Source organism: Saccharothrix carnea, from assembly GCF_003014735.1.
GTDB lineage: Bacteria > Actinomycetota > Actinomycetes > Mycobacteriales > Pseudonocardiaceae > Actinosynnema > Actinosynnema carneum.
The window spans coordinates 538485-561222 of sequence record NZ_PYAX01000002.1; the positions used below are offsets into that span (position 1 = coordinate 538485).

Annotated in this window: 22 protein-coding genes; 11 read left to right on the forward strand and 11 right to left on the reverse strand. The window is 72.1% G+C overall.

What is annotated here, in order from left to right:
* Positions 1 to 41 precede the first annotated feature (41 nt).
* The gene (locus B0I31_RS06675; protein WP_106614412.1) at positions 42 to 422 is read left to right on the forward strand and encodes a hypothetical protein; all 381 of its coding nucleotides are present in this window, start codon (positions 42 to 44) and stop codon (positions 420 to 422) included.
* On the forward strand, positions 415 to 1296 hold the full coding sequence (ccsB, locus tag B0I31_RS06680) for a c-type cytochrome biogenesis protein CcsB (RefSeq protein WP_106614413.1): 882 nt from the start codon (positions 415 to 417) through the stop codon (positions 1294 to 1296). The genes B0I31_RS06675 and ccsB overlap by 8 nt, the downstream gene beginning before the upstream one ends.
* Here the strand turns inward: ccsB and B0I31_RS06685 are convergent.
* Positions 1278 to 2240 carry a GlxA family transcriptional regulator gene (locus B0I31_RS06685; protein WP_106614414.1) on the reverse strand — a complete coding sequence of 321 codons (963 nt, stop codon included), beginning with the start codon at positions 2238 to 2240 and terminating at the stop codon, positions 1278 to 1280. The two genes, ccsB and B0I31_RS06685, sit on opposite strands and share 19 nt — an antisense overlap.
* 161 nt (positions 2241 to 2401) lie before the next feature.
* Here B0I31_RS06685 and B0I31_RS06690 point away from each other — a divergent pair, with 161 nt between their 5' ends.
* Positions 2402 to 4408 (forward strand): neutral/alkaline ceramidase, encoded by a 2007-nt coding sequence (locus B0I31_RS06690; protein ID WP_106614710.1) that lies wholly within the window; start codon positions 2402 to 2404, stop codon positions 4406 to 4408.
* Positions 4409 to 4451: 43 nt separating this feature from the next.
* Here the strand turns inward: B0I31_RS06690 and B0I31_RS06695 are convergent, their stop codons facing one another.
* Positions 4452 to 4889 carry a DUF6098 family protein gene (locus B0I31_RS06695; RefSeq protein ID WP_106614415.1) on the reverse strand — a complete coding sequence of 146 codons (438 nt, stop codon included), beginning with the start codon at positions 4887 to 4889 and terminating at the stop codon, positions 4452 to 4454.
* Between the two features lie 61 nt (positions 4890 to 4950).
* Here B0I31_RS06695 and B0I31_RS06700 point away from each other — a divergent pair, with 61 nt between their 5' ends.
* The 3 genes from B0I31_RS06700 to B0I31_RS06710 are packed head-to-tail and all read left to right on the forward strand — an operon-like array spanning position 4951 to position 8527.
* Positions 4951 to 6459 (forward strand): FAD-dependent oxidoreductase, encoded by a 1509-nt coding sequence (locus tag B0I31_RS06700; RefSeq protein WP_106614416.1) that lies wholly within the window; start codon positions 4951 to 4953, stop codon positions 6457 to 6459.
* Positions 6459 to 7532 (forward strand): carboxylate-amine ligase, encoded by a 1074-nt coding sequence (locus B0I31_RS06705; protein WP_106614417.1) that lies wholly within the window; start codon positions 6459 to 6461, stop codon positions 7530 to 7532. Before B0I31_RS06700 ends, B0I31_RS06705 begins: the two co-directional genes overlap by 1 nt.
* Positions 7529 to 8527, forward strand: coding sequence for an iron-containing redox enzyme family protein (locus B0I31_RS06710; RefSeq protein WP_106614418.1), 999 nt, complete (start codon positions 7529 to 7531; stop codon positions 8525 to 8527). Before B0I31_RS06705 ends, B0I31_RS06710 begins: the two co-directional genes overlap by 4 nt.
* 10 nt (positions 8528 to 8537) lie before the next feature.
* Here the strand turns inward: B0I31_RS06710 and B0I31_RS06715 are convergent, their stop codons facing one another.
* Together B0I31_RS06715 and B0I31_RS06720 are read right to left on the reverse strand one after the other, a co-directional pair.
* On the reverse strand, positions 8538 to 8735 hold the full coding sequence (locus B0I31_RS06715) for a CDGSH iron-sulfur domain-containing protein (protein WP_106614419.1): 198 nt from the start codon (positions 8733 to 8735) through the stop codon (positions 8538 to 8540).
* Positions 8719 to 9366, reverse strand: a complete 648-nt coding sequence (locus B0I31_RS06720) for a HemK2/MTQ2 family protein methyltransferase (RefSeq protein ID WP_106614420.1) — start codon at positions 9364 to 9366, stop codon at positions 8719 to 8721. Before B0I31_RS06720 ends, B0I31_RS06715 begins: the two co-directional genes overlap by 17 nt.
* Before the next feature lie 92 nt (positions 9367 to 9458).
* Here B0I31_RS06720 and B0I31_RS06725 point away from each other — a divergent pair, with 92 nt between their 5' ends.
* Positions 9459 to 10226: an alpha/beta fold hydrolase gene (locus B0I31_RS06725; RefSeq protein WP_181320026.1), complete on the forward strand. Its 768-nt coding sequence runs from the start codon at positions 9459 to 9461 to the stop codon at positions 10224 to 10226.
* 12 nt (positions 10227 to 10238) lie between these two features.
* Here the strand turns inward: B0I31_RS06725 and B0I31_RS06730 are convergent, their stop codons facing one another.
* The 4 genes from B0I31_RS06730 to B0I31_RS06745 all read right to left on the reverse strand — a co-directional run bounded on the left by B0I31_RS06730 (position 10239) and on the right by B0I31_RS06745 (position 15032).
* Positions 10239 to 11588: an aminotransferase class V-fold PLP-dependent enzyme gene (locus tag B0I31_RS06730; RefSeq protein WP_245949720.1), complete on the reverse strand. Its 1350-nt coding sequence runs from the start codon at positions 11586 to 11588 to the stop codon at positions 10239 to 10241.
* Positions 11585 to 12565: a PLP-dependent cysteine synthase family protein gene (locus B0I31_RS06735; protein WP_106614421.1), complete on the reverse strand. Its 981-nt coding sequence runs from the start codon at positions 12563 to 12565 to the stop codon at positions 11585 to 11587. Before B0I31_RS06735 ends, B0I31_RS06730 begins: the two co-directional genes overlap by 4 nt.
* A 3-nt stretch (positions 12566 to 12568) precedes the next feature.
* Positions 12569 to 14014, reverse strand: coding sequence for an EamA family transporter (locus tag B0I31_RS06740; protein WP_106614422.1), 1446 nt, complete (start codon positions 14012 to 14014; stop codon positions 12569 to 12571).
* An 85-nt stretch (positions 14015 to 14099) separates the two neighbouring features.
* The gene (locus B0I31_RS06745; RefSeq protein ID WP_219910615.1) at positions 14100 to 15032 is read right to left on the reverse strand and encodes a serine O-acetyltransferase; all 933 of its coding nucleotides are present in this window, start codon (positions 15030 to 15032) and stop codon (positions 14100 to 14102) included.
* 568 nt (positions 15033 to 15600) lie between these two features.
* Between B0I31_RS06745 and B0I31_RS06750 the strand changes: the two genes are divergently transcribed.
* The 4 genes from B0I31_RS06750 to B0I31_RS06765 all read left to right on the forward strand — a co-directional run bounded on the left by B0I31_RS06750 (position 15601) and on the right by B0I31_RS06765 (position 19111).
* Positions 15601 to 16329 carry a class I SAM-dependent methyltransferase gene (locus B0I31_RS06750; protein WP_181320027.1) on the forward strand — a complete coding sequence of 243 codons (729 nt, stop codon included), beginning with the start codon at positions 15601 to 15603 and terminating at the stop codon, positions 16327 to 16329.
* A 28-nt stretch (positions 16330 to 16357) separates the two neighbouring features.
* Entirely contained in the window at positions 16358 to 16798 is a 441-nt protein-coding gene (locus B0I31_RS06755; protein ID WP_245949721.1) for a hemerythrin domain-containing protein, read from the forward strand.
* A gap of 146 nt (positions 16799 to 16944) precedes the next feature.
* Positions 16945 to 18075, forward strand: a complete 1131-nt coding sequence (locus B0I31_RS43070; RefSeq protein ID WP_245949722.1) for an endonuclease — start codon at positions 16945 to 16947, stop codon at positions 18073 to 18075.
* Between the two features lie 160 nt (positions 18076 to 18235).
* Positions 18236 to 19111: an LLM class flavin-dependent oxidoreductase gene (locus tag B0I31_RS06765; protein ID WP_106614426.1), complete on the forward strand. Its 876-nt coding sequence runs from the start codon at positions 18236 to 18238 to the stop codon at positions 19109 to 19111.
* Positions 19112 to 19115: 4 nt separating this feature from the next.
* Here the strand turns inward: B0I31_RS06765 and B0I31_RS06770 are convergent, their stop codons facing one another.
* The 3 genes from B0I31_RS06770 to B0I31_RS06780 form a co-directional block, all read right to left on the reverse strand.
* The gene (locus B0I31_RS06770; protein WP_245949723.1) at positions 19116 to 20516 is read right to left on the reverse strand and encodes a pyridoxal phosphate-dependent decarboxylase family protein; all 1401 of its coding nucleotides are present in this window, start codon (positions 20514 to 20516) and stop codon (positions 19116 to 19118) included.
* A gap of 166 nt (positions 20517 to 20682) precedes the next feature.
* On the reverse strand, positions 20683 to 21918 hold the full coding sequence (locus B0I31_RS06775; RefSeq protein ID WP_106614427.1) for a M20/M25/M40 family metallo-hydrolase: 1236 nt from the start codon (positions 21916 to 21918) through the stop codon (positions 20683 to 20685).
* Positions 21915 to 22736: a sugar phosphate isomerase/epimerase family protein gene (locus tag B0I31_RS06780; RefSeq protein ID WP_245949724.1), complete on the reverse strand. Its 822-nt coding sequence runs from the start codon at positions 22734 to 22736 to the stop codon at positions 21915 to 21917. The genes B0I31_RS06775 and B0I31_RS06780 overlap by 4 nt, the downstream gene beginning before the upstream one ends.
* Positions 22737 to 22738 lie beyond the last annotated feature (2 nt).

Sequence of the window (22738 nt, forward strand, 5' to 3'; positions counted from 1 at the left end):
AGTGCTACGTTCTGTAGTAGTCATCTCGGAGGGGTTGTTCGATGATCCAAGTCCTGGCGACCGCGTTGACGGTCGTCGCGGTGGCCGCCGCGCTCTGGGCGCTGGTGCTGGCCGTGCTCGACCACCCGATCACCTTGCGCACCAAGCCGACGCTCGGGCTGGCCGGTGTCGTCCTGCTGCTGGAGGTCGGGCTGCTGGTACAGGCCGTGATCGGCGTGGTGGCGCTGCTCGGCTCGGACCGCGAGCTGGACCGGGCGACGTTCGCCGGCTACCTGGTCGGCGTGGCCGTCGTGCTGCCGCTCGGCGCGGTGTGGTCGGTCGCCGAACGGTCGCGGTGGGGCGCGGGCGTGCTGACCGTGACGTGCCTGAGCGTGCCGGTGATGGTCCTGCGGCTCAACCAGCTGTGGGCCGGCCATGGGTGACCGCCTGGCGACGCCCGCCCTGCTCAGCGACTGGCTGTTCACCAGCGCGTTCGGCGTCTACATGCTCGCCGCCCTGCTGTGCTCGGCCGAGTACGCCCTGACCAGGCACGCGGCGGCCCCGCCGTCGTTCGCGGTGCGGCTGGGGCGGTCCGGTGTCGCGCTGACCGTCCTGGGTGGACTGCTGCACCTCGGCTCGGTCGCGCTGCGCGGTGTCGCGACCGGCCGCGTGCCGTGGGGCAACATGTACGAGTACCTGTCCGCGGTCGGGCTCATCGCCGTCGTCGCGTGGCTGTACGTGGTGTCCCGGTACGACCTGCGCCGGATGTCGGTGTTCGTGCTGCTGCCGATCGCGTCGCTGCTGTTCCTGGCGGGCAACCGGCTCTACGCCGAGGCCGCGCCGCTCGTGCCGCCGCTGCGCTCGTACTGGATCGTCGTCCACGTCGCCGCGGCGATCATGGCCAGCGGCGTGTTCCTGCTGTCCGGTGTGGTCAGTGCCCTGCACCTGGTCGGCAGCGGCGAGTTCGCGCGCAAGGGCAAGCCGCGCCCGACCCGGCTGCCGCCCGCCGAGGAGCTGGACAAGATCGCCTACCGCACGGGTGCGGTCGGGTTCCTGACGCTGACGTTCGCGATCATCACCGGCGCGGTGTGGGCCGAGCAGGCGTGGGGCCGGTTCTGGGGCTGGGACCCGAAGGAGACGGTCGCGTTCGTGTCGTGGGTCTGCTACGCCGCCTACCTGCACGCCCGTGCCACGGCGGGCTGGCGTGGCCGGCGCTCGGCGTGGCTGAACGTCGTCGGCCTGGTCGTGGTGCTGTTCAACCTGTTCTTCGTCAACCTGGTCGCGGTCGGCCTGCACTCCTACGCGGGGGTCGACTGAGCGGGTCGGCGGAAGGCGGAGCGGTAGGCGTGGGGGTTGGTGCCGACGACCCGCTTGAACCGGTCCCGGAACGCGGTGGGCGAGCCGAAGCCGACCCGTGCGGCGATCCGGTCGACCGGGTGGTCGGTGGCCTCCAGCAGGTGCTGCGCCCGGCGGATGCGCGTGAGGTGCAGCCACCGCAGCGGTGTCGTGCCGGTCTGCTCGCGGAAGCGGCGGTTGAGGGTGCGGGTGCTCATGCCCGCCCGCGCGGCGATCCGGTCCAGGCTCAGGTCGTGCGCGCAGTTGTCCTCCATCCACCGCAGCACGGGTTCGAGCGCGGAACCGCGGGGCGCGGGCGGCTGCTCGTGCACGATGAACTGGGCCTGACCGCCCTCGCGTTCCAGCGGCATCACCGACAGGCGGGCGGCGTCGGCGGCGACCGCGGAGCCGTGGTCCCGGCGGATCAGGTGCAGGCACAGGTCCAGCCCGGCGGCGGCACCGGCCGAGGTGAGCAGCCGGCCGTTGTCCACGTAGAGGACGTCCGGGTCCACGTCGATCCCGGGGTGACGTGCGGCGAGCGCGGCGGCACCCGCCCAGTGGGTCGTGGCGCGCAGCCCGTCGAGCAGGCCGGTCGCCGCGAGGATGAACGCGCCCGAGCAGATGGACGCGAGCCGCGCGCCACCCGCGTGCGCGCGCCGGAGCGCGTCCAGTACCTCGTCCGGGACCCGCGCGGTGCCGTCAGCGCAACCGGGCACGATCACCGTGTCCGCGTCGGCCACGGCGTCCAGGCGGTACGGCGCTTGGAGGGTGAACGCGCCCGCGTCGACCGTGGGCGTGACACCGCAGATCAGGACGCGGTAGGCGGGTTCGCCCTCGGGCAGTCGGACGCGGGTGAACACCTCGATCGGCGTGGACAGGTCGAACGGCACCACTCCGTCGAGGGCGAGCACGGCCACGGTGTGCATGCGGGGACCGTAGCGCCGCGCCGTCGAGCGGTGGCGTCACTCCGGCTGGAACGTCCCGCGCAGGACTGACGAAGGCTTGCCCGCGTGGCCCGGATCACCTACCGTCGAGTAAAAGTGAAGACGTTTCGCGTATGGCGAACCGGGTTGGTCGGGGAGTGCGGATGCGGGTCTCACGACGGTCGTTGGCGGCAACGGCGCTGGTCGGCGCGCTGGTCGTGGTCGGGCTGCCGGTCGCGGACGCCGCGCCGGAGCCCTACCTGGTCGGCCGGGGCATCGCCGACGTCACCGGTCCCGCCGCCGAGAACGGGATGATGGGGTACTCGGCGTTCGACCAGAAGACCACCGGCATCCACCAGCGCCAGCGCTCCCGCGCGTACGTCGTGGTCGACCAGGCCACCGGCAAGCGCGTCGCGTACGTCAACGCGGACCTGGCGATGATCTTCCGCGCGGTGCAGGAAGAGGTGCTGGCCAAGCTCCAGGCCCGGTACGGCTCGCTCTACACCCGCGAGAACGTGCTGCTGTCCGCCACCCACACGCACGCCGGGCCGGGCGGCTACTCGCACAACCTCGCCTACAACCTCTCGATCCTCGGCCTGCAACCGCAGACGCTCGCCGCGATCACCGATGGCATCACGGAGTCGATCGTGGCGGCGCACGAGGACCTCAAGCCCGGCGAGCTGTCGCTGGGACGCGGCGAGCTGACCGATGCCAGCGTGAACCGCTCGCGGGTCGCGTTCGAGCGCAACCCCGACAAGGGCCACTTCCCCCGGGCCATCGACCCGGCGATGACGGTGCTGAAGTTCCGGCAGAACGGCGCGGACGTCGGCGCGATCAGCTGGTTCGCCACCCACAACACGTCGATGACCAACAAGAACACGCTGATCAGCCCGGACAACAAGGGTTACGCGTCCTACCAGTGGGAGCACGACGACCGCGGTGTGCGGTACCTGGAGGACCGGCCCGGGTTCGTCGCCGCGTTCCCCAACACGAACGCGGGCGACATGTCGCCGAACCTCGACCTGCGCCCCGGTTCCGGGCCGACCGAGGACGAGGTCGAGAACACCCGGATCATCGGCGAGCGGCAGAACCGCAAGGCGCAGCAGGTGTTCGCCGGACCGCAGACCCCGGTCACCGGCTCGGTGGACTACCGGATGCGGTTCGTGGACATGTCCGCGGTCACGGTCGACGGCCGGTACACCACCGACGGCAGGCCCGGCACCACGTGCCCTGGCGTGGTCGGCGCGTCCACCATGGCGGGCAGCGTGGAGGACGGCCCCGCGATCCCCGGCTTCAGCGAGGGCATGACGAGCCCGCTGAAGGCGCTGTTCGAGCCGCTGGACGTCGAGGTGCCGCAGTGGCTGCGCGACTGCCAGTACCCGAAGGCGTCGCTGGTGCCGACCGGGCTGGTGCAGGCCACGCCGAACGTGCTGCCGCTGCAGATCGTGAAGATCGGGCCGCTGCACCTGGTCGCCGTGCCGGGCGAGGTGACGATCGTGGCCGGTCTGCGGATCCGGCGCGCGGTGGCCGCCGAGGCGGGCGTGCCGCTGGAGAACGTGCTGGTGCAGGGCTACGCCAACGACTACAGCCAGTACGTGACCACGCCGGAGGAGTACGACCTCCAGCAGTACGAGGGCGGCTCCACGCTGTTCGGCCGCCACACCCTGCCCGCCTACCAGCAGGAGTTCGCCGAGCTCGCCGCGTCACTGCGGGCGGGCACGCCCCTGGCTCCCGGCGCGACGCCGACCAAGCCGCCGTTCACCGGCATCAACCTCCAGACCGGCGTGGTGTTCGACGACAAGGCGCCGTGGCACTCGTTCGGCCAGGTGCTGACCCAACCCGCCGCCGGCTACGCCCGCGGCCAGACCGCCACGGCGGTGTTCGTCACCGGCCACCCGAAGAACAACCTGCGCCGCAACGGCACGTTCCTGGAGGTCCAGCGCCTGGTCGGCGGCACGTGGACGCGGCACGCCGACGACGGCGACTGGTCCACCCGCTACCGCTGGCAGCGCGAGGGCGTGGCGAACTCCACCGCCACGATCACGTGGACCATCCCGGCCGACACCCCGGCGGCGCAGTACCGCATCGTGCACCACGGCGACTGGAAGAGCGGCTGGACCGGCGCGATCACCCCGTTCAGCGGCACGACCAGAACGTTCACCGTCGGCTAGCGCCGGTGGCGGCCGGGAACCTCCACCAGGGCGCCTCCCGGCGCTAGCCCTCGCGGTCCAGCGGGCCCCAGTTCGTGGCGGCGTGCTCGTCCACCAGGCGCTCGCACTCGGCCAGCGCCTCGTCGGTGATCCACCCGATCGGGTGACGGCACTCGACCAGGGGCTCGTTGTCCGGGCCGCGGCCGACCTCGTCGCCCTCCAGGATCCACGGCCGGGTGCCCGGACCACGGCGTTCCCGCAGGTGGCGGTAGTCGTGCAGGCGGCGGGCGACCCACAGCCGCAAGGGTCGGTCACCCCACCACGGTTCGATCGCCAGCGAGTTGGCGGACAGACCGGGCAGCCGCACGCCGCTCAGGCCGTCCCGGCTGCACCGGTCGCTGTCCGCCTCCGGGCCCTGTGACCAGCGCACGTACAGCTCACGCGCGGGTGCCCGGTCCTCGACCAGGGCGACCAGGTCGGCGAGGTCGGCGAAGGTGCGCATGAGCCGGGGTTACCGCGTGGGCGGAGGTTCGAACGCGGATGGCCCGGGTATCAGCTAAAGCATGACCGAAGCGACCACGACTGCCCGCCACTCCCTGTGGTCGGAAGCTATCCCGCACGGCCGGTTCCCCGTGCTCAACGGTGAGACCGCGGTGGACGTCGCGGTGGTCGGCGGCGGCATCGCCGGTATCACCACGGCGTTGCTGCTCAAGCGCGCGGGCCTGCGGGTCGTGGTGGTGGAGGCCGACCGGGTGGGCAGCGGTGTCAGCGGCAACAACACCGCCAAGGTCACCGCCCTGCAGTCCACTGTGTACTCGACCATCGAGCGCAAGCACGGCGCCGAGGCCGCGGCGGACTACGCCAACGGCAACACGGCCGCCGTGGAGAGGGTCGCGTCGCTGGTGTCCGAACTGGGCCTCGACTGCGACCTGCGGCGGCTGCCCGCGTACACCTTCGCGTTCGACGAGCAGGACCTGCCCACGATCGAGGACGAGGCCAAGGCCGCGGTCAAGGCGGGGCTGCCGGTGTCCCGCGATCGCGGCGAGCTGATGGGCGTGCCGTTCCCGGTGGCCGGTGCGGTGCGGCTGGACGACCAGCTGGCGATCCACCCGGTGAAGTACGTGCGCGGCCTGGCCGAGGTCGTGGACGGCGACGGCTCGCGGGTCTACGAGGCGAGCCGGGTGCTGCGCATCGAGGACGGCACGCCGACCCGCGTCCACACCGACCGGGGCACGGTCGTCGCCGAACGAGTGGTGATCGCCACGCACTACCCGATCCTCGACCGGGGCCTGTACTTCGCCCGCCTGGAGCCGATGCGCTCGTACTGCGTGGCGGTCCGGCTCGCGTCGGGCACACCGCCGACGGGCCTGGCGATCAGCGCGGGCAGCCCGACGTGGTCGCTGGCGCGGTCCGGCGACCTGCTGATCGTGGCCGGGCAGGGCCACCCGACCGGCGAGTCGCCCGGTGAGCCGTACGACGAGCTGACCAAGTTCGCCGCCGAGCACTGGGACGTCGCCGAGGTCACCCACCGCTGGTCCGCGCAGGACCCGACCTCCTACGACAACCTGCCGATGATCGGCCCCTACACACCGGGATCGTCCACGTTGTACGGCGCGACCGGGTTCATGAAGTGGGGCTTGAGCAACGGCACCATGGCCGCCGAGCTGCTGACCGACCTCGTCGTGGGCCGGGAGAACCCGTTGGCCGACCGGTTCAGCCCGCACCGGCTGAGCCTCGGGTCGGCGCCCAAGCTGGCGAAGCTGAACGCGAAGGTGGCCGTCGACCTGGTCGGCGACCGGCTGAAGTCGGCCGAGGTCGACTCGGTGGCGGACGTGCCGGTCGGCGAGGCGCGGGTGGTGCGCGACGGCTCCGGCAAGGCCGGGGTGTACCGGGACGAGACGGGAGGCGTGCACGGCGTGTCGTTGCGCTGCACGCACCTGGGCTGCCTGGTGCGGTTCAACTCCGCCGAGCGCAGCTGGGACTGCCCGTGCCACGGGTCGCGGTTCGACGTGGACGGCGCGGTGCTCGAAGGCCCGGCGACCAAGCCGCTGCCGCGCCGCGATCCCGCCTGATGACGGTGGGTGTCGAGGAGGAGTTCCTCCTCGTGGATCCGGCGACCCGGCGTCCGGTGGCCCGTGCGGCCGACGTCCTGGCACGCGTGCGAGACCTGCCGCCGGGCGCCCAGGCGCACCGCGAGCTCAGCGGCGCGCAGGTGGAGTTCGCCAGCGGTGTGTGCAACGACCTGGGCGAGTTGCGCGACCAGCTCGTGGCGGGTCGGCGCGCGCTGGCCGACGCCGCGCGTGCCGAAGGGCTGTGGCTGGTCGCGTCGGGCTCACCGCCGCTGGCCGACCCACGACCGGTGTTGAGCGCGGGGGAGAGGTTCGAGCGGGTCGGGGCGGTGTACCGCGCCCAGGTGGACGGCTACCAGTGCTGCGGCTGCCACGTGCACGTCGGCGTGCCCGAACCGGAGACCGCCGTGCACGTGGTCAACCACCTCCGGCGGTGGCTGCCGACGCTGCTCGCGCTGGGCGGCAACTCGCCGTTCGACCGGGACCGCGACACCGGGTACGCGAGCTGGCGGATGATGGACCAGGCGCGGTTCCCCGGCTCGGGCGTGCCGCCGTTCTGCCGCACCGCCGCCGAGCACGCCGCCCGCGTCGCCAGGCTGGTGGACAGCGGCGCGCTGGTGGACGCGAGTCAGACGTTCTGGCTGGCCAGGCCGTCGCCGAGGTACCCGACCGTGGAGGTGAGGGTCGCCGACACCGCCGCCACCGTCGACCACTCCGTGCTCCAAGCGGGCCTGACCAGGGCGCTGGTCGACACGGCGCGGACGGCCGGAGCCGCACCGGAGCTGGACGACCAGGTGCTGGCGGCGGCCGTGTGGTCGGCGGCCCGTTACGGGCTGACCGGTCCGGGCGTCGACCCGCTCACCGCGCGGCAGGTGCCCGCCGTCGAGCTGGTGGAGTCCTTGCTGGAGCACGTGTCCGACGCGCTCGGCGACGACCGCGAGCCGATCCACGCCCTCGTGCGCGACGTGCTCGACCGCGGCACGGGCGCACAGCGGCAGCTGAGCGCGGGATCACCCGAGGCCGCGGTCGATCTGCTCGCGTGCGCACCGACCGGAACGGGTAGTCCACGGGCATGACCACTGTGGACCCTGCTCTCGACCGCGCCGTGCTGCCCGCGCCGCGCGGCCCCCTGTCCGCCGCCGTGCTGGACGCCCTGCGCGCCGACCCGACGGCGACCGGCCTGCCGTCGCCCGGGTCGCCCGACCCATACGGCGAAGACCTGCAACTGGCCCTGCACGTGTGCTACGAGCTGCACTACCAGGGCTTCGCGGGCGTGTCGGACGACTGGGAGTGGGATCCTGAGCTGCTGAGGTTCCGCGCCGCGCTCGAACGGGTGTTCCTCGACGCGCTGCGCGCCGACGTGCCCGGTGGCGCGGACATCGACGGCGTGCTGGACGAACTGCTGGTCGAACCGGTCGACGGTGTCGGCGTGAGCCACTTCCTCAAGGACGAGGGTGAGTGGTGGCACATGCGCGAGTACCTGGTGTTGCGCTCGATCTACCACCTCAAGGAGGCCGACCCGCACGCGTGGGTGATCCCCCGGCTGCGCGGTTCGGCGAAGGCTGCCCTGGTGGCGGTGGAGTTCGACGAGTTCGGCGGCGGGCGCGGCGACCGGATGCACTCGCGGCTGTTCGCCGACCTGCTCGTGGGCGCCGGGCTGGACCACGGCTACCTGCGGTACCTGGAGCACGCGCCCGCCGTGATGCTGGCGACGGTGAACCTGATGTCGCTGTGCGGGCTGCACCGGTCGCTGCGCGGATCCCTGGTCGGGCACTTCGCCGCCGCCGAGATCACCACCGCGCCCAGTGCCGCCCGGATGGCCAAGGCGTTGGCGCGGCTGGACGCGCACCCCGACTGCGTCGAGTTCTTCACCGAGCACATCGAAGCCGACGCGGTGCACGAACAGGTGATGCGGCGGGACGTGATCGGCGACCTGCTGGCCCGTGAGCCGGAGCTGACCGAGTCCGTGGTGTTCGGCGTGCAGGCCACGGAACTGCTCGAACAGCGACTCGGCGACCACCTGCTCGGCGCGTGGGAAGAGGGGCAGACGGCGCTCCGCCTGCCCCTCTAGGGAATCGGGGTCAACGTCGTTTGCGGTGGCTCGTGTCGCACAGCGGGTAACGCTTGCTGCGGCGGCACGCGCACACCGCGACGACGAACCGGTCCGACCGCACCACCGTCCCGTCGTCCGACCGCAGCTCCACCGGCCCCTCCACCAGGACGGGACCACCGGGCACGACGGTCACCACCCGGACGTCCTGCTCACGCGGCGTCGGCACGGATCACCACCAGTTCCTCGTGTTCCTGACCGTTGTCGATGAGCCCGCGCCGGGCCAACCACGCCGCCCTCCCGCGCATCACCGGTCCGAACGCGACCGTGCGGCGGGCCACCACCGACGCCTTCAACCCGCCACCGCGCAACTGCCGCAGCGTGACGTCCGGATCGCACAACGCCGAGTGCACGATCAGGCCCATGCCCTTGTCGGCCAACAACAGCGGCAGCACCGCGCACAGCCGGTCGAGCACGCTGCGCCCGTCCGGCCCGGCGTCCCAGGCGCGTGCGCGCCCCCGCACCGGCACGTCGACGCTGGGCACGTACGGCGGGTTCGCCGTGACCACGTCGAACTCGCCCTGCCCGACCAGGTCACCGAAGTCACCGTGCCGCACGCGCACGGTCAACCCGCGCAGCCGGGCGTTGACCCGGGCGGCGAGCAGGGCGCGCCTGCTCAGGTCCACCGCGGTGATCTCGCTCGCGCCGGCCAGTCCCGAGGCGACCGCCAACGCGCCGGTGCCGGTGCACACGTCGAGCACCCGCCCACCACGGGGCATCCCGGCCTCTTCCAGCGCCTCGGCCATCAGCCACGTGTCTTCCTGGGGCCGGTACACGCCCGGCGGCCTCCACAACCACATAGGACTGTGGTTCCCGGACGTCGGGCCGGCAAACGGGAGGAATGGACCGCGCCGTACGGGGAATCCCCTTGTCCCGGAGGCAGGGAGGTCGGATGGGCGTGGTCGAAGCGGCCCGTGCGGTGGCCCGCGAGCAGGTGCTGGTGGCGATGCTCGGCAACATCCCCCGCCTGCTGGCCGACCCGGTCTGGCGGGTCACCGACCCGGACGAGGGACGCGGGCTCGGCGTGCTGCTGATACCGGGTTTCGGCTTCGGCGACTGGAGCCTGCAACTGGCCCGCACCTGGCTGCGCAAACGCGGTTACCTGCCCAGCAGGGCGCGGATCGGGATGAACGTCGGCTGCACGTCCGAGCTGGTCGACCGCCTGGAACGCAGGGCGGAGGCGCACGCCGAGGCGACCGGCGGCCGGGTCGTGCTGTTCGGGCAGAGCCGCGGCGGCGGTCTGGCCAGGCTGGTGGCCGTGCGCAGGCCGGACGTCGTGCGCGGACTGGTCATGCTCGCCAGCCCGGTGCTGGACCAGCTGGGAGCGCACCCGAGCGTGGTGCGGGTGGCGCGGAAGCTGGCCAGGTTGTCACGGGCGGGCGTGCCCGGCCTGTTGGACGAGGACTGCTTCGCGGGCGCGTGCTACGACACCAACTCGACCGCCATGGCCGAGCCGTTGCGGGTGCCCGCCGTGGCCGTGTTCTCCCGCAACGACCTCATCGCGCCGTGGGAGCTGTGCGCCGACCCGTGCGCGGACTGCGTCGAGGTGGCCAGCACGCACACCGGCATGGGCCTGGACCCCGAGGTGTACCGGCTCCTGGCGCCACGACTGGCCGCGTGGGCGCGGAACCGGGAACCGGCGGTCTCGGTGGCGAGCTGACCCCGCGTCGGCCTACCGCGTCGGCGGCACGTGCAGCCGGGAGCCGGTGGCCTCGGTGCTCGGCCACCACGCGCCGTCCTCGGCGACGTAGAACAGCCGCGGCCCGATCTCGCTGATCGTGCGCACCGCGTCCACCAACCGGTCGACGTGGTCCACGCCGATGCCCAGGCCGAGACTGGCGCGGACGGCCGTGCGCTCGCCCGACAGGTGCCTGGCCAGCGGCCTCGCGCAGAAGTCGCCGTGCCGGACGCCGATGCCGTACTCCACCGACAGGGCGGTCGCGAGCAACGCCGAGTCCACGCCGTCCACGGTGAACGCGACCATCGCCACCCGTTCGCTGGTGGTGCCGAACAACGACACCTCGACCACCTCCGGTATCTCGGCCAGCCCCGAGCGCAACCGGTTGAGCAGCACCGATTCGTACGGCATCACCGAGTTCCAGGCGGTCTGCAGCGTCTGGCACGCCGCCGCCAACGCCACCGCGCCGACCACGTTCGCCCCGCCCGCCTCGTGCCGGGCCGCACCCGATGCCCACGTCACCGTGCCGTCGCCGACGTGCACCGTGGCGCCGCAGCCCGCCAGGTGCGGCCGTGCGGCGGCCAGCCAGTCCGGCCGTCCCGCCAGCACGCCGATGCCGAACGGCGCGTACATCTTGTGCCCGCTGAACGCCACGTAGTCCACGTCCAGGGCGGTGATGTCGATCGGCTGGTGCGCGGCCAACTGCGCCGCGTCCACCGCGATCCGCGCGCCGTGCCGGCGGCACAGCGCGACGATGTCCTCCAACGGCATCAGCTCGCCGGTCACGTTGAGCACCGCGCTGACCGCCACCAGCACGGGCCCGCCGAGCGTGCGCAGCGCGTCGTCCAACGACGCCAGCATGTCCTCCACCGACGACGGGATCGGCAGCCGGTGCACGTCCTGCCACGGCAGCAGCAGGGCGTGGTGCTCGCTGGAGAACACCACCACCGTCGTGCCGTCCGGGACGGCCATCGCCAGCAGCTTCACCGCGTCGGTCGTGTTGCGGGTGAGTACCAGGTAGTCGTCGTCCCGGCAGCCGATGAACGCGCGGACCACGCGCCGCGCCTCTTCGAACCGGGCCGTGGACATCGCCGACAACGTGCCCGAACCCTCGTGCGCGCTGGCGTACCACGGCAGGAACGCCTGCGCGGCCTCGGCGACGGCGACCATGCACGGCGCGGTGGCGGCGTGGTCGAAGTTCGCGAACGACGCCGTCGCGCCGGAGCCCAGCGGCACCTGGAGGTCCGCGCCGAGCACGGCGGGCAGCACCGACCGCGCGCCCTCGGTCGGCCGGTGCTGGGCGAACGGCCTGACCGTCCGGTCCGGGTCGAGGAACAGGGTCACCGCGCTTCTCCGGCGAGTGAGCCCTCGGCGAAGGCGACATCCGCGTCGACGTCCTCGGGCAGCGCGTCCAGGTAGTCGTGCACGCCGTCGTAGGCGAAGGTCAGCACCCGCGACCCGGCGGGCAGCGTCCGCGCCACCCGGCACGCGGCCACCAGGTTGGCCGCGGACGAGATCCCGACAGCCAACCCTTCGGTCCGCATCACGCGCTGCATCATCTGCCGCGCGTCCTCGAACGACACCTGCTCCTCGTCGGTGATCAGACTCAAGTCGAGCACCGCGGGCACCAACCCGACCGCCAAGCCCTGGATCGGGTGCGTGACGAACCTGTTCTCCCGCAACGAACAACCCTCCGGCTGCACGGCCACGATCCGCATCGACGGGTTGTGCTCGGACAGCACCCGGCCGACACCGGTGAGGTGACCGCCCGTGCCGACACCGGCGACCAGCGCGTCCGGCAGCCGTGCCCCGAGCGCGTCCATGATCTCCACCGCCGTGGTCCGCTCGTGGATCGCCGGGTTCGCCGGGTTGGCCTGCTGGTTGAGCATCACCCAGTCCGGGTTGTCGAACAGCAGCCCCAACGCCATCTCGGCGTGCGAGTTGTTTCCCAGCGTGTGGTCGGACAGCCGCACCTCGGCGCCGTAGCTCCGCAGCAACCGCTGCTTGGCCGGGCTGTAATTGTCCGGGATCACCAGCACCAGCCGGTAACCCAGGATCGCCGCCGCCATGGCCAGCCCGATGCCGGTGTTGCCGCCGGTGGACTCGATGATCGTCTGCCCGCTGCCGCGGACCAGCTCACCGTCCTTCTCCGCCTCCAGGATCATGTTCAACGCGATGCGCACCTTGTGGCTGCCACCGGGGTTGAGCAGCTCCAGCTTCACCAGCAGTTCGCGGTCCAGGTCCGGTGCCAGCCGGGACAGCCGCACGATCGGCGTGTCGCCGATCGCGTCCAACACCGAGTCGGCGATGCCCTTGCCCATGTCTCACTCCTGCTTGGCGTGCGGGGGGACGGTTTTCTCGCGCGGCGCGCCGAAGGTCGCGATCGCGGTGTAGCGGCCGAGGTCGGCGTCGAAGTCGAACAGCCGCGCGCCGAGCACCTCGTCCCGCGAGGTGTCCACGACGAGGTGGCGCACCGGGTAGACCGGCGTGCCCTCGTAGACGGCGAACCGGTGGTCCTCGTCGCTGAAGTACGCGCCCGCGTCGGGGTGCGAGTGGTAGATCACGCGGACCGGGTCGTCGCCGTCGAACGAGTCCTCCAGCTCGCGCAGGTCGTCCACGCCGAACGCGTACCCGGTCCGGCTCTCCCGGTCGTAGACCCCGGGCCGGTCCTCGATCACGTTGACGCAGTCCTTCACGCCGCTGTCCCGGATGAACCCGCACGCCTCGGACGGGTAGCGGGCCAGCACGTGCCGGTAGACCTCGGCGAGCGCCGCGTCGGTCGGCCGCCCGTCGTCGACCGCGGGCACGACGGCGGCGTTCGCGGGCGGTGGCAGCGCCTTGCGCTGGTTCCACTGCGTCACGCCGAACGCGCCCAGGATCACCAACGTCAGCAGCACGTCGACCCAGCCGAACGACGCACCCTCGATCACCACGGCCAGGAACTGCGCGATGATCGGGAACAGCACGAACGCGAACGACACGATGACCGTGTCCATCCGCTGGAGCAGCCAGAAGTACACCGCGAAGCCGATGGCGGACGCCACGATGCCCAGGTAGATCGTCGCGCCGACGCTGCGGGCGGTGAACGCCTCCGCGCCGGGCCGTTCGACGATCAGGCCCAGGCCCGTGAGCAGCACGCCGCCGACGGCCATCGGCATCGTGTTCAACGTCAGCGCGGGCATCCGGCCGCCGTGCTTCTTGATCATGATGTAGGCCAGCGCGTGGATCACCGCCGCGCCCAGCAGCGCGGCCACGCCGATCACGTTCGTCACCGCGACGCCCTGCGAGTGCACGATCAGCGTGCCCAGCGCGGCGAACGCGACCAGCACGGCGGCGGCCTGCGTCGTGGTGATGCGCGTGCGCAGGATCGGCACGCTGAACACGATCATCAGGATCGACACCGACGACACGCAGATCGACGCCAGGCCGGACGACACGTACAGCTCGCCGTAGTTGAACAGGAAGAACGGCACGGTGAAGTAGCAGCCGACCATGAAGGCGAAGAACCAGCCCATGCCGCTCGGGTAGCGCAGCGGCTTGCGCAGCACGAGGCAGGCCGCGATGAACGCCGGCCCGGCGACGATGAAGCGCAGGCCGGACGCCGTGAGCGGCGGCATGTCGGTGATCGCGAGCTTGATCGCGATCCAGGTCGAGCCCCAGATCAGCACGACGGCGACGAAGCTCACCGCGATCAACGCCTTGTGCTGCGGGGGACGACCGGGCGTCGAGGCGGCGGCGGGCCGCGGCGCCTCGATCTCAGGAGCGGACATCGGAGCGGGATCTCCAGACTGGATTCATGGGTGTGCTGGTCGGGCGCGACGGCGGGCCGCGGGTGACCGGACCGGTGGTGGCGGTTCAGCCGGCCGCGGTGCGGGGCAGCGGGGCCACCCGCGACTTGCGGGCCAACGGGATGCCGACGGTCACCTCGGACCCGCCGTGGCTGACCCGGATGTGCGCCACCGAGCGCAGCCCGCGCGCCCGCGGCGAGATCTGGAACGTGAGGCACTTGGCGTTGTTCTGCAGCACGGACCAGTCCCCCGCGGCCAGCGGCAGCTGGGTGGGCCCGAGCAGCTGCACCTCGAGGCCCGGGCGGTCGAGGTCGTTGCCGTGCAACCGGAAGCGGTACTCGCCGAGCCCTTCCACGCCGTAGACGGTGATCGGGCGCGGGCCCGCGACCATCTGGTACTGGTGCAGCACGGCCACCTGGGCGCCGGCGGGCACGTTCGAGCGCACCAGGGCGTGGCTGCCGATCATGACGTCGTCGCCGACCGTGATCGGACCGAGCACGCGGGCGAACCCGCCGACCTGCACCCGGTCGCCGAGCGTGGGGTGCCGCCTGCCCGCGGCGTTGTCCGCGATGCCCAGCGCCCCGAGCACCACGCCCTGCAGGATGTAGCAGTCCGCACCGATGGTGGCGTCCTCGCCGATCACCGTGCCGATGCCGTGGTCGATGATGAACCGGGGGCCGATGGTCGCGCCGGGGTGGATCTCCACGCCCGTGCGGACCTTCGCCGCTTCGGAGATCTTGCGGGCCAGCACGCGTTGCCGCCACTGGTCGCCGCACGGCGTCGTCAGCACCTCGTGCGCGACGCGATAGGCCAGCACGGCCTCGAAGCACGCGTACGCCTCCAGCACGTACTGCCACGAGCCCAGGCTCGCCGGGTCGCGCCGCGCGAGCGCCAGCAGGTCGCCGACTGCCAGGTCGGCGGCGCGCCGGACCAAGGCGGCGGAATCGAGACCGAGTGCGGCCGAATCGGACGCGTGCGGTGCGAGCACGTTCTCCGCCACCCGAACTATTTCCGGGTAAGCGGCGTCCGGTTCCCGATCAACGGGACAGGCGGACTCCTCTCGAACGACAGACACCGGTTCCCCCTAGTCAACAGATGATGTCGCGGTCGGCGACATTACCTCGGTTTCCACACTTCGGCGACCGCAGTTTTGCGGCTCGGCTCGGCCGACCGGGCGGCTTGTTGCGCCGATCGGTCGCACTTCGTTACGCCGTCATCGGGCACGTTCACTGCATTGGCCCAGTGGCGGAGATCGAGATTAACGTAGATTAATAAATCCGAAACACATCGTAGTGCGATACTTCACCCGGATGTCCCAACGACCTGCATGCGCGAACTATATGGCCAGGTCACGTGGCATAACCGGCCTGTCCTCCGGCTTGCCCGGTCCGCTAGCATCCCGTCATCGCACCCTTGGCCGCCCGGTCGACCGGCGGCCGCAATGGTCGTGCGGGTACTGGGGAGGCACGTTGTCCGGGGGTTTGTCGCAGCCTGCCGTGGATTTCCACGCCTTCGAGTTGTCGCGCTGGCAACGCGTGGTGGACAGATATCACCGATCCTGGGGCGAGTTGACCGGTTCAGCCGGTTCGGGACTGCTCGACGTGATCGGCGTCGAGCCCGGAACGCGGTTGCTGGACGTCGCGACGGGACCGGGATATGTCGCGGCTGCGGCTTCCCGAAGAGGGGCGCGGTCGGTCGGTGTCGACTTCTCCGCGCCGATGGTCGCGAAAGCGCGGGCGTTGTTCCCGGAGGTCGAGTTCCGCGAGGGCGACGCGCTCGACCTGCCGTTCGGCGACGGCTCGTTCGACCGGGTCGTGATGAACTTCGGGCTGCTGCACCTGGGCGACCCGGAGCGGGCGATCCGGGAGGCGTTCCGGGTCCTGGTGCCCGGCGGGGTCTTCGGCTTCACGGTGTGGGCGTCGCCGGAGGAGGCGGTGGGGTTCTCGCTGCTCTCCGACGCGATCATGGAGTTCGGCGAGCCCGTGGAGCTGCCCGAGGGTCCCGACTTCTACCACTACAGCGAGCCGGACAACTGCCGCGCGTCGCTGGCCGCCGCGGGGTTCGTCGACACCGGTGCCGAGGTGCTGGACCTCGACTGGCACCTGGCGAGCGTGGACGACCTGTTCCCGGCGTACCGGCAGGCGACCGTGCGCACCGGTGCCCTCCTGGACGGCCAGAGCGACCGCGACCGTGAGAAGATCGAACTGCGGGTGCGGGAGACGGCGGCGCGGTTCTCGGACGGGGACGGCGGGCTGGTGATCCCGATGCCCGCGGTCGCGGTCCGGGGTCGGAGGTGAGCGGGTCATCGAACCGTCGTCGCGGCTGGTGGCGTTCGGCAACCAGCTCGTGCAGGCGCACATCGCGCTGCGCGAGCGGCTGGAGTCGCTGAGGGACGGGCTCGTGGACGGCGCGGAGGTCGCCGACCTGCGGTCGCACTGCCTGTCGTTCTGCGCCGCCGTGCAGCGGCACCACGTCGCCGAGGACGACGGCGTGTTCCCGGTGCTGGCCCGGGAGCACCCGGAGCTGCGGTCGGTGCTGGACGAGCTGGGCCGTGATCACCGGATCGTGTCCGACGCGTTGAGGGCGCTGGGCGAGTCCGTCGACGCCGATCCGGTGGCGTTCCGGCGCGAGGTCGACAGCGTGGCCGCGTTGCTGGAAACCCACTTCACCTATGAGGAGCGCAAGATCGCGGACGTGCTGTCGGCGTTGACCGGGCGGCTCGACGCGGCCGACGCGGCGCTGATCACGCGCGCCACGACGGTGTGACGAAAGTTCGTTGATCATTCACTCTGACGTGTGATCTTTCGTGCGATCCTGCCTGCGTGCGGCCACCCTGCGCCGCCGCACCCGGGAGGAGACACCTCATCGTGCGACTACGACCCCTGCTGAACCCGCTTGCCGTTGTCGTTTCCGTGACGGCCGTCGCCGCGGCCCTGCTGATCCCCACCGCGGCCGCCGGTGCCACGCCGATCACCGTCGCCCAGGCCCTCGGGCAGCAGAACGGCGCGTCCGCCACCGTGCGCGGTTACGTCGTCGGGCAGCCCACCGCCACCGACACCGTGGTGCGGTCCGGCTTCCCCTCCGACTACGCGCTGGCGCTGGCCGACTCGCCGACCCAGGCGAGCACGAGCCAGATGCTGTACGTGCAGATCACGTCGGCGTTCCGGGCCCAGTGGGGCCTGCGGACCAACCCCGGCCTGCTCGGCACGCGGATCGACGTCACCGGTCCGCTGACCGCCTACTTCTCGCACCCGGGCCTGACGTCGCCGACTGCGTTCGCCCTCGCGGGCACCACGCCGACGTCCACCACGACCGCGCCCACCGTGACGTCCACGACGACACCCGGCGGCGGCTACGACGACACGTACTACCGCAACGCGCTCGGCAAGAGCGGCGCGTCGTTGAAGACGGCGTTGAACGGGATCATCCGCACCAACACCAAGCTGTCGTACGACCAGGTGTGGGAGGCGTTGAAGGTCACCGACCAGGACCCGAACAACAGCGCCAACGTGATCCTGCTCTACACCGGGCGCTCGCAGGGCAAGACCACCAACGGCGGTGACCCGGACGACTGGAACCGGGAGCACGTCTGGGCGAAGTCCCACGGCGACTTCGGCACCGCGACCGGTCCGGGCACCGACATCCACCACCTGCGGCCCACCGACGTCTCGGTGAACGCGGAGCGCGGGAACAAGGACTTCGACCTGGGTGGTTCGCCGGTCGGCGAGGCTCCGGGCAACTACACCGACGCCGACTCGTGGGAGCCGCGCAACGCGGTCAAGGGCGATGTCGCGCGGATGCTGTTCTACATGGCGGTGCGGTACGAGGGCGGCGACGGGTACCCGAACCTGGAGATGAACAACAACGTCAACAACGGCACCGCGCCGTACCACGGCAGGCTGTCCGTGCTGCTGCAGTGGCACGCGCAGGACCCGCCGGACGCGTTCGAGAAGCGCCGCAACCAGGTGATCTACGACCGCTACCAGCGCAACCGCAACCCGTTCATCGACCACCCGGAGTGGGCCGCGTCGATCTGGGGCTAGGCAGCGCTCGGCACCCGGACGCCCGTCCTCGTTTCCCCCGGCTGGGGTGCGGGGTCGGGCGTTCCTGCTGCTCGGGGAGTAGATCACCCGATCCGGTGTTGACCGTTCACGCACCCTCTGTTCGAATGAACGCATCGCGTGTTCGGACAAGGGGGATGTCATGAGGGCCGGGATCACGATCCTGCCGGAGTACCGCTGGGCCGAGGCGAGGCCGCGGTGGCTGGCGGCGGAGGCGTACGGGTTCGCCCACGCCTGGACGTTCGACCACATCGGGTGGGGGCCGCTGGTCGACAGCCCGTGGTACGGCTCGGTGCCGACGTTGGCCGCGGCGGCGTCGGCGACGTCGCGGATCGAGCTGGGTTTCATGGTCGCGTCGCCGAACTTCCGGCACCCGGTGCCGTTCGCGCGGGACCTGCTGGCGTTGGACGACCTGTCGGACGGCCGGGTCACGGTGGGTATCGGCGCGGGCGGGGTGGGCGGCTACGACGTGGAGGTGTTCGGCGGCACGACCAAGGCCGCGAGCCCGGCGCGTCGGTACGAGGAGTTCGTCGAGTTGTCGGACGCTTTGCTGAGCAAGGACCGGGTCGACTACTCCGGCGAGTACTACACGGCGGTGGGCGCCCGGAACGCGCCGGGGTGCGTACAACGGCCGCGCATGCCGTTCGTGCTGGCCGCGAACGGTCCGAAGGGGTTGGCGTTGGCCGCGCGGCACGGCCAGGGGTGGGTGACGTTGGGTACCGCGCGCGAGTCGCTGGACGCCTGGTGGAAGTCGTTGGCCGAGCTGTCGGCCCGGTTCGATGAGGCGTTGGCCGCCGCGTCGCGTGATCCGGGCGCGGTGCGTCGGTTCGTGCAGACCGACGCCGCGCCGGTGTTCTCGTTGTCGAGCGTGGAGTGCTACCGCGATTTCCTGGGCAGAGCGGACGAGTTGGGCTTCACCGACGTGCTGGCGCCGTGGCCGCGGGCGGAGGGGCCGTTCGCGGGTGACGAGGCGATCCTGGAGGTGGTGGCGGCCGAGGTGCTGCCGACGTTGGCGTGACGGCTCACGTGCCGGCGCAGGCGTCGGCGATCGCGGCGTGGATCCTGACCAGGTCGGGCGGACCGGTGCGCCAGTTGCTGACGGCGGCGCGCAGGGCCGGCTGTCCGTTGTAGACGGTGGGGGTGAGGAAGGTCTCGCCGGTGGCGGCGATGCGGCGGGCGGCTTCGGCGACGCGTTCGGGGGTGGGTGAGTCGGCGAGGGTGAAGCAGACGACGTTGAGCCGGACCGGTGCGAGGAGGCGGACGCCGGGGGTGTCGGCGAGCAGGTCGCCGAGGCGGCGGGCGAGTTCGACGGTGCGTTCGACGATGCTGCGGTGGCCGTCCTGCCCGTAGGCGGTGAGGGTGAACCACGTGGCGAGGGCGCGCAGGCGGCGTGAGTTCTCGGGGGTGAGGTGGACGAAGTCGGGGTTCTCGGTCGGCAGGCCGAGGTAGGCGGCCGAGTTGCGGAAGACCTGGACCTGGAGGTCGCGGCGGCGGGTGAACTGGACGGCCGCGTCGTAGGGCACGTTGAGCCACTTGTGCAGGTCGACGCAGACGGAGTCGGCTTCGGCGAGGCCGTCCACGAGGTGGGCGAAGGAGGGGGAGAGGGCGGCGAACCCGCCGAACGCGGCGTCGACGTGCAGCCAGAACGGCGTTCGTGAGCGCAGGTCCGCCAGGGCGCGGAGGTCGTCGAAGTCGGCGGTGTTCACGGTGCCGGCGTTCGCGACGACGATGGCGGGCGTGCCGTCGAGTTCGGCGGCGAGCCGGGTGACGTCGATGGCCTCGCGGTCGGGCAGGGTGGGCACCGGGCGCAGGCTGTCCCGGCCGAGCCCGAGCATCGACAGCGCCTTGTAGGTGCTGGAGTGCGGTGCGCCCGAGTACACCCTGACAGGGCCGAGCGCGCCGACGCCCGAGTCGGCGACCGACACCCCGAGCTGCTCGCCGAGCCACTCCCGGCCGAGGGCGAGGCCGACGAAGTTCGACATCGTCGCGCCGGTGACGAAGGCGCCCGCGTGTGCGTCGCCGAGCCCGAACATCCGGGCCAGCCACCGCACGGTCTGCCGTTCGAGGTCCGGGGCGGAGGATCCGTCGCTCGCGGCCGGGTTCTGGTCGAACACCGCGGCCAGCCAGTCGCCCGCGACGGCGGCCGGCGTGCTGCCGCCGGTGACGAACCCGAGGTACCGGGGACCGGCCGAGGCGGAGAACCCGGGTGCCCACCGGCGCGCGAACGCGTCCAGCGCGCCCGCGAAACCCTCGCCGGTCATCGGCAGCGGTTCGTCCCCGACCGGCACGCCCTCAGGGGGTACGACCGGGCGTGCGTGCAGGGAGGACAGGATCGAGGCCGCGTAACGGGAGGTGGTGTCGAGCACGTCGGGTGCGTCCGCCGGGTCGGGCAGGTCGGTCGCGGTGGTCACGTCGTCCAGCACGGAACCTCCAGTCGGAGAAGCGGGTACGTCCGACCCTAGGCACGGCGACGGGCCGGTGTCCCGGTCCACTTCACCGAAACTGGCCCTCCCGCCCGGTACCTCCGGCTCTGGTGGACGCCCGGTTCCGGCGTGCCACCCGGCCGCTCCCGGAACACCGGACAGGGGGCTACCCTCCGCCGTTCCGCGCGAACCGCACGACGATGTCGCGGACCACGTCGGCGAACCGGTCGAGGTCGGCTACGTCGGCGTGCTCGCCGCGCGCGTGCGCGTTGTTGGCCTCCAGCGATCCGGGGCCGAGGACGGCGGTGTGCGCGCCCGGCACGTCGGCCAGCCAGATCGCGTCGCAGGTGAACGCGGGCTCGTGCGCGGGCCAGCGCGGCACGACGGCGTCCAGCAGCGGCACGTCCTGCGGCGGCAGCGCGGGCAGCCCGCGCTTGCGCCACACCAGCCGGGTGATGTCGACGGCGTCGACGGCGGTGCGGTGGAACGGCGGCACGCCGCGGAAGCGGGCGGTGAACTCGGCCAGCCCTTCCCGCAGCGCGGCGTCCAGTGCGACGGCCAGCACCCGCGCGGACGCCGTGCTGCCGTAGGACAGGTTCAGCCGCAGGTCACCGCTGCCGTACACGCGGTTGTGCAGCCGGCCGGTGTGCAGCCCGGCGACGCACACCTGGCCGTCCGGCACGCGTCCGGCCAACGCGCCCGCCAGGTGCTGGGCGAGGAACCCGAGCAGCACCGACGCGTTGTGCCCGGCCTGCGGCCGGTCGTCGATCGCGTCGTCGCCCCGCACCTGCACGCACGCCGTCATCGCGGCCGTCGACCGCGGCAGGTAGCGCAGCCCGGTCGGCTCGCAGAACACGTTCAGGCTGCCGTGGTACCCGGCTTCGACCAGCGGACGGGTGCCGAACACGCCCATCGCGCCGCCCTCCTCGCCGGACACGGCCTGGATCAGCACGCTGACATCCCGCCCCACCGCCGGATCGGTCATCGCGGCGCGGACACCGGCCAGCAGCGCCACCGCGGGCCCCTTGGCGTCGATCGCGCCCCGGCCGTGGAACCGGACACCGTCGAACCCGGCCGGCTCGAACGGCGCGACCGTGTCCAGGTGCACGTTGAACATCACCACCGGCTCGGCGTGGCCGACCCGCAGCACCAGGTTCGGCTGTCGTTGCAGGAAGTCCGGGTCCTCGGCGATCGCCTCGCGCACCACGGCGGGCACGTCGTGCCGCAGCACGTCCACTTCCCGCGCCGGTCCCAGGTGGACCGTCCGCATCCCGAAGCACTCGGCCGCCTCCGAGTACGCGTGCACCGCCTCCCACAGGCACACCTCGTCGGTGGTCTCCAGCGGGCCGGCGGTCGGCAGCGCGAGCAGGCGCAGCAGCAGGTCGCGGTCTTCCCCGATCACCGCACCAGCCCGGCCATCGCCCGACCGGCCGCGACGAACGCGGGCGCCGCGTCCGGGGCGAGCGCACCCGACTCGTGCGGGCGCGGCGCCACCTGCGGCTCCAACGACCACGCGCCCCGATAACCATTGGCGCGCAACAGCTCCACGCAGTCCGACACCCGCGCGTCACCCGATCCGGGCGGCACGAACCGGTCACCCGACGCGTCCTTCACGTGCACGTGCTCGACGTGCGCGACCACCTCGCGCAGCAACGCGTACCCGTCGTAGCCGTGCGCGACGCCGTTGCCGGTGTCGAACAGCAGCTTCAACGCCGGGTTGTCCACTGCGTCGAGCAGGTCCAGCGCGCGCTCGGCGCTAGTGCCCGCCCAGCCGGAGCAGTTCTCGTGCAGCAGCACGACCCCGGCTGCCTCCGCCAGCTCGGCCAGCATCGACACCCGGGTGATCACCCGGTCGCGCCACCGCCGCGGCGACAGGCCCGCGTTCGGGTACGACATGATCCGGACGAACCGGGTGCCCAGCGCGGCGCACCGGCGCAGCAGCACGTCCAGCTCGGCCAGGTCGTCCACGAACGGCGTGCTGATCGGCCGTGCCCACCCGCCGATCCGCGACGCCAGGCACACCACCCGCACACCTCGCGCGGCCAGCTCCTTCGCCACCACCGCGAACTCGTCGTCGTCCAGGTCCGCGACCGCACGCCCGTCCACGGTCCGCAGCTCGACGTGCGACCAGCCCAGCTCGGCGAGCACCGCGAGCTGGCCGGGCAGGTCCGGCGCGGCCTCGTCGGTGACCCCCGCCAGCACCGGCTCAGCGGACGGCACCG

What these genes read in the sequence shown, in the direction of transcription:
- B0I31_RS06675 (WP_106614412.1), top strand. Translation starts at nt 42, where the DNA reads ATGATCCAAGTCCTGGCGACCGCGTTGACGGTCGTCGCGGTGGCCGCC.
- ccsB (WP_106614413.1), top strand. Translation starts at nt 415, where the DNA reads ATGGGTGACCGCCTGGCGACGCCCGCCCTGCTCAGCGACTGGCTGTTC.
- B0I31_RS06685 (WP_106614414.1), bottom strand. Translation starts at nt 2,240, where the DNA reads ATGCACACCGTGGCCGTGCTCGCCCTCGACGGAGTGGTGCCGTTCGAC.
- B0I31_RS06690 (WP_106614710.1), top strand. Translation starts at nt 2,402, where the DNA reads ATGCGGGTCTCACGACGGTCGTTGGCGGCAACGGCGCTGGTCGGCGCG.
- B0I31_RS06695 (WP_106614415.1), bottom strand. Translation starts at nt 4,889, where the DNA reads ATGCGCACCTTCGCCGACCTCGCCGACCTGGTCGCCCTGGTCGAGGAC.
- B0I31_RS06700 (WP_106614416.1), top strand. Translation starts at nt 4,951, where the DNA reads ATGACCGAAGCGACCACGACTGCCCGCCACTCCCTGTGGTCGGAAGCT.
- B0I31_RS06705 (WP_106614417.1), top strand. Translation starts at nt 6,459, where the DNA reads ATGACGGTGGGTGTCGAGGAGGAGTTCCTCCTCGTGGATCCGGCGACC.
- B0I31_RS06710 (WP_106614418.1), top strand. Translation starts at nt 7,529, where the DNA reads ATGACCACTGTGGACCCTGCTCTCGACCGCGCCGTGCTGCCCGCGCCG.
- B0I31_RS06720 (WP_106614420.1), bottom strand. Translation starts at nt 9,366, where the DNA reads ATGTGGTTGTGGAGGCCGCCGGGCGTGTACCGGCCCCAGGAAGACACG.
- B0I31_RS06725 (WP_181320026.1), top strand. Translation starts at nt 9,459, where the DNA reads ATGGGCGTGGTCGAAGCGGCCCGTGCGGTGGCCCGCGAGCAGGTGCTG.
- B0I31_RS06735 (WP_106614421.1), bottom strand. Translation starts at nt 12,565, where the DNA reads ATGGGCAAGGGCATCGCCGACTCGGTGTTGGACGCGATCGGCGACACG.
- B0I31_RS06740 (WP_106614422.1), bottom strand. Translation starts at nt 14,014, where the DNA reads ATGTCCGCTCCTGAGATCGAGGCGCCGCGGCCCGCCGCCGCCTCGACG.
- B0I31_RS06765 (WP_106614426.1), top strand. Translation starts at nt 18,236, where the DNA reads ATGAGGGCCGGGATCACGATCCTGCCGGAGTACCGCTGGGCCGAGGCG.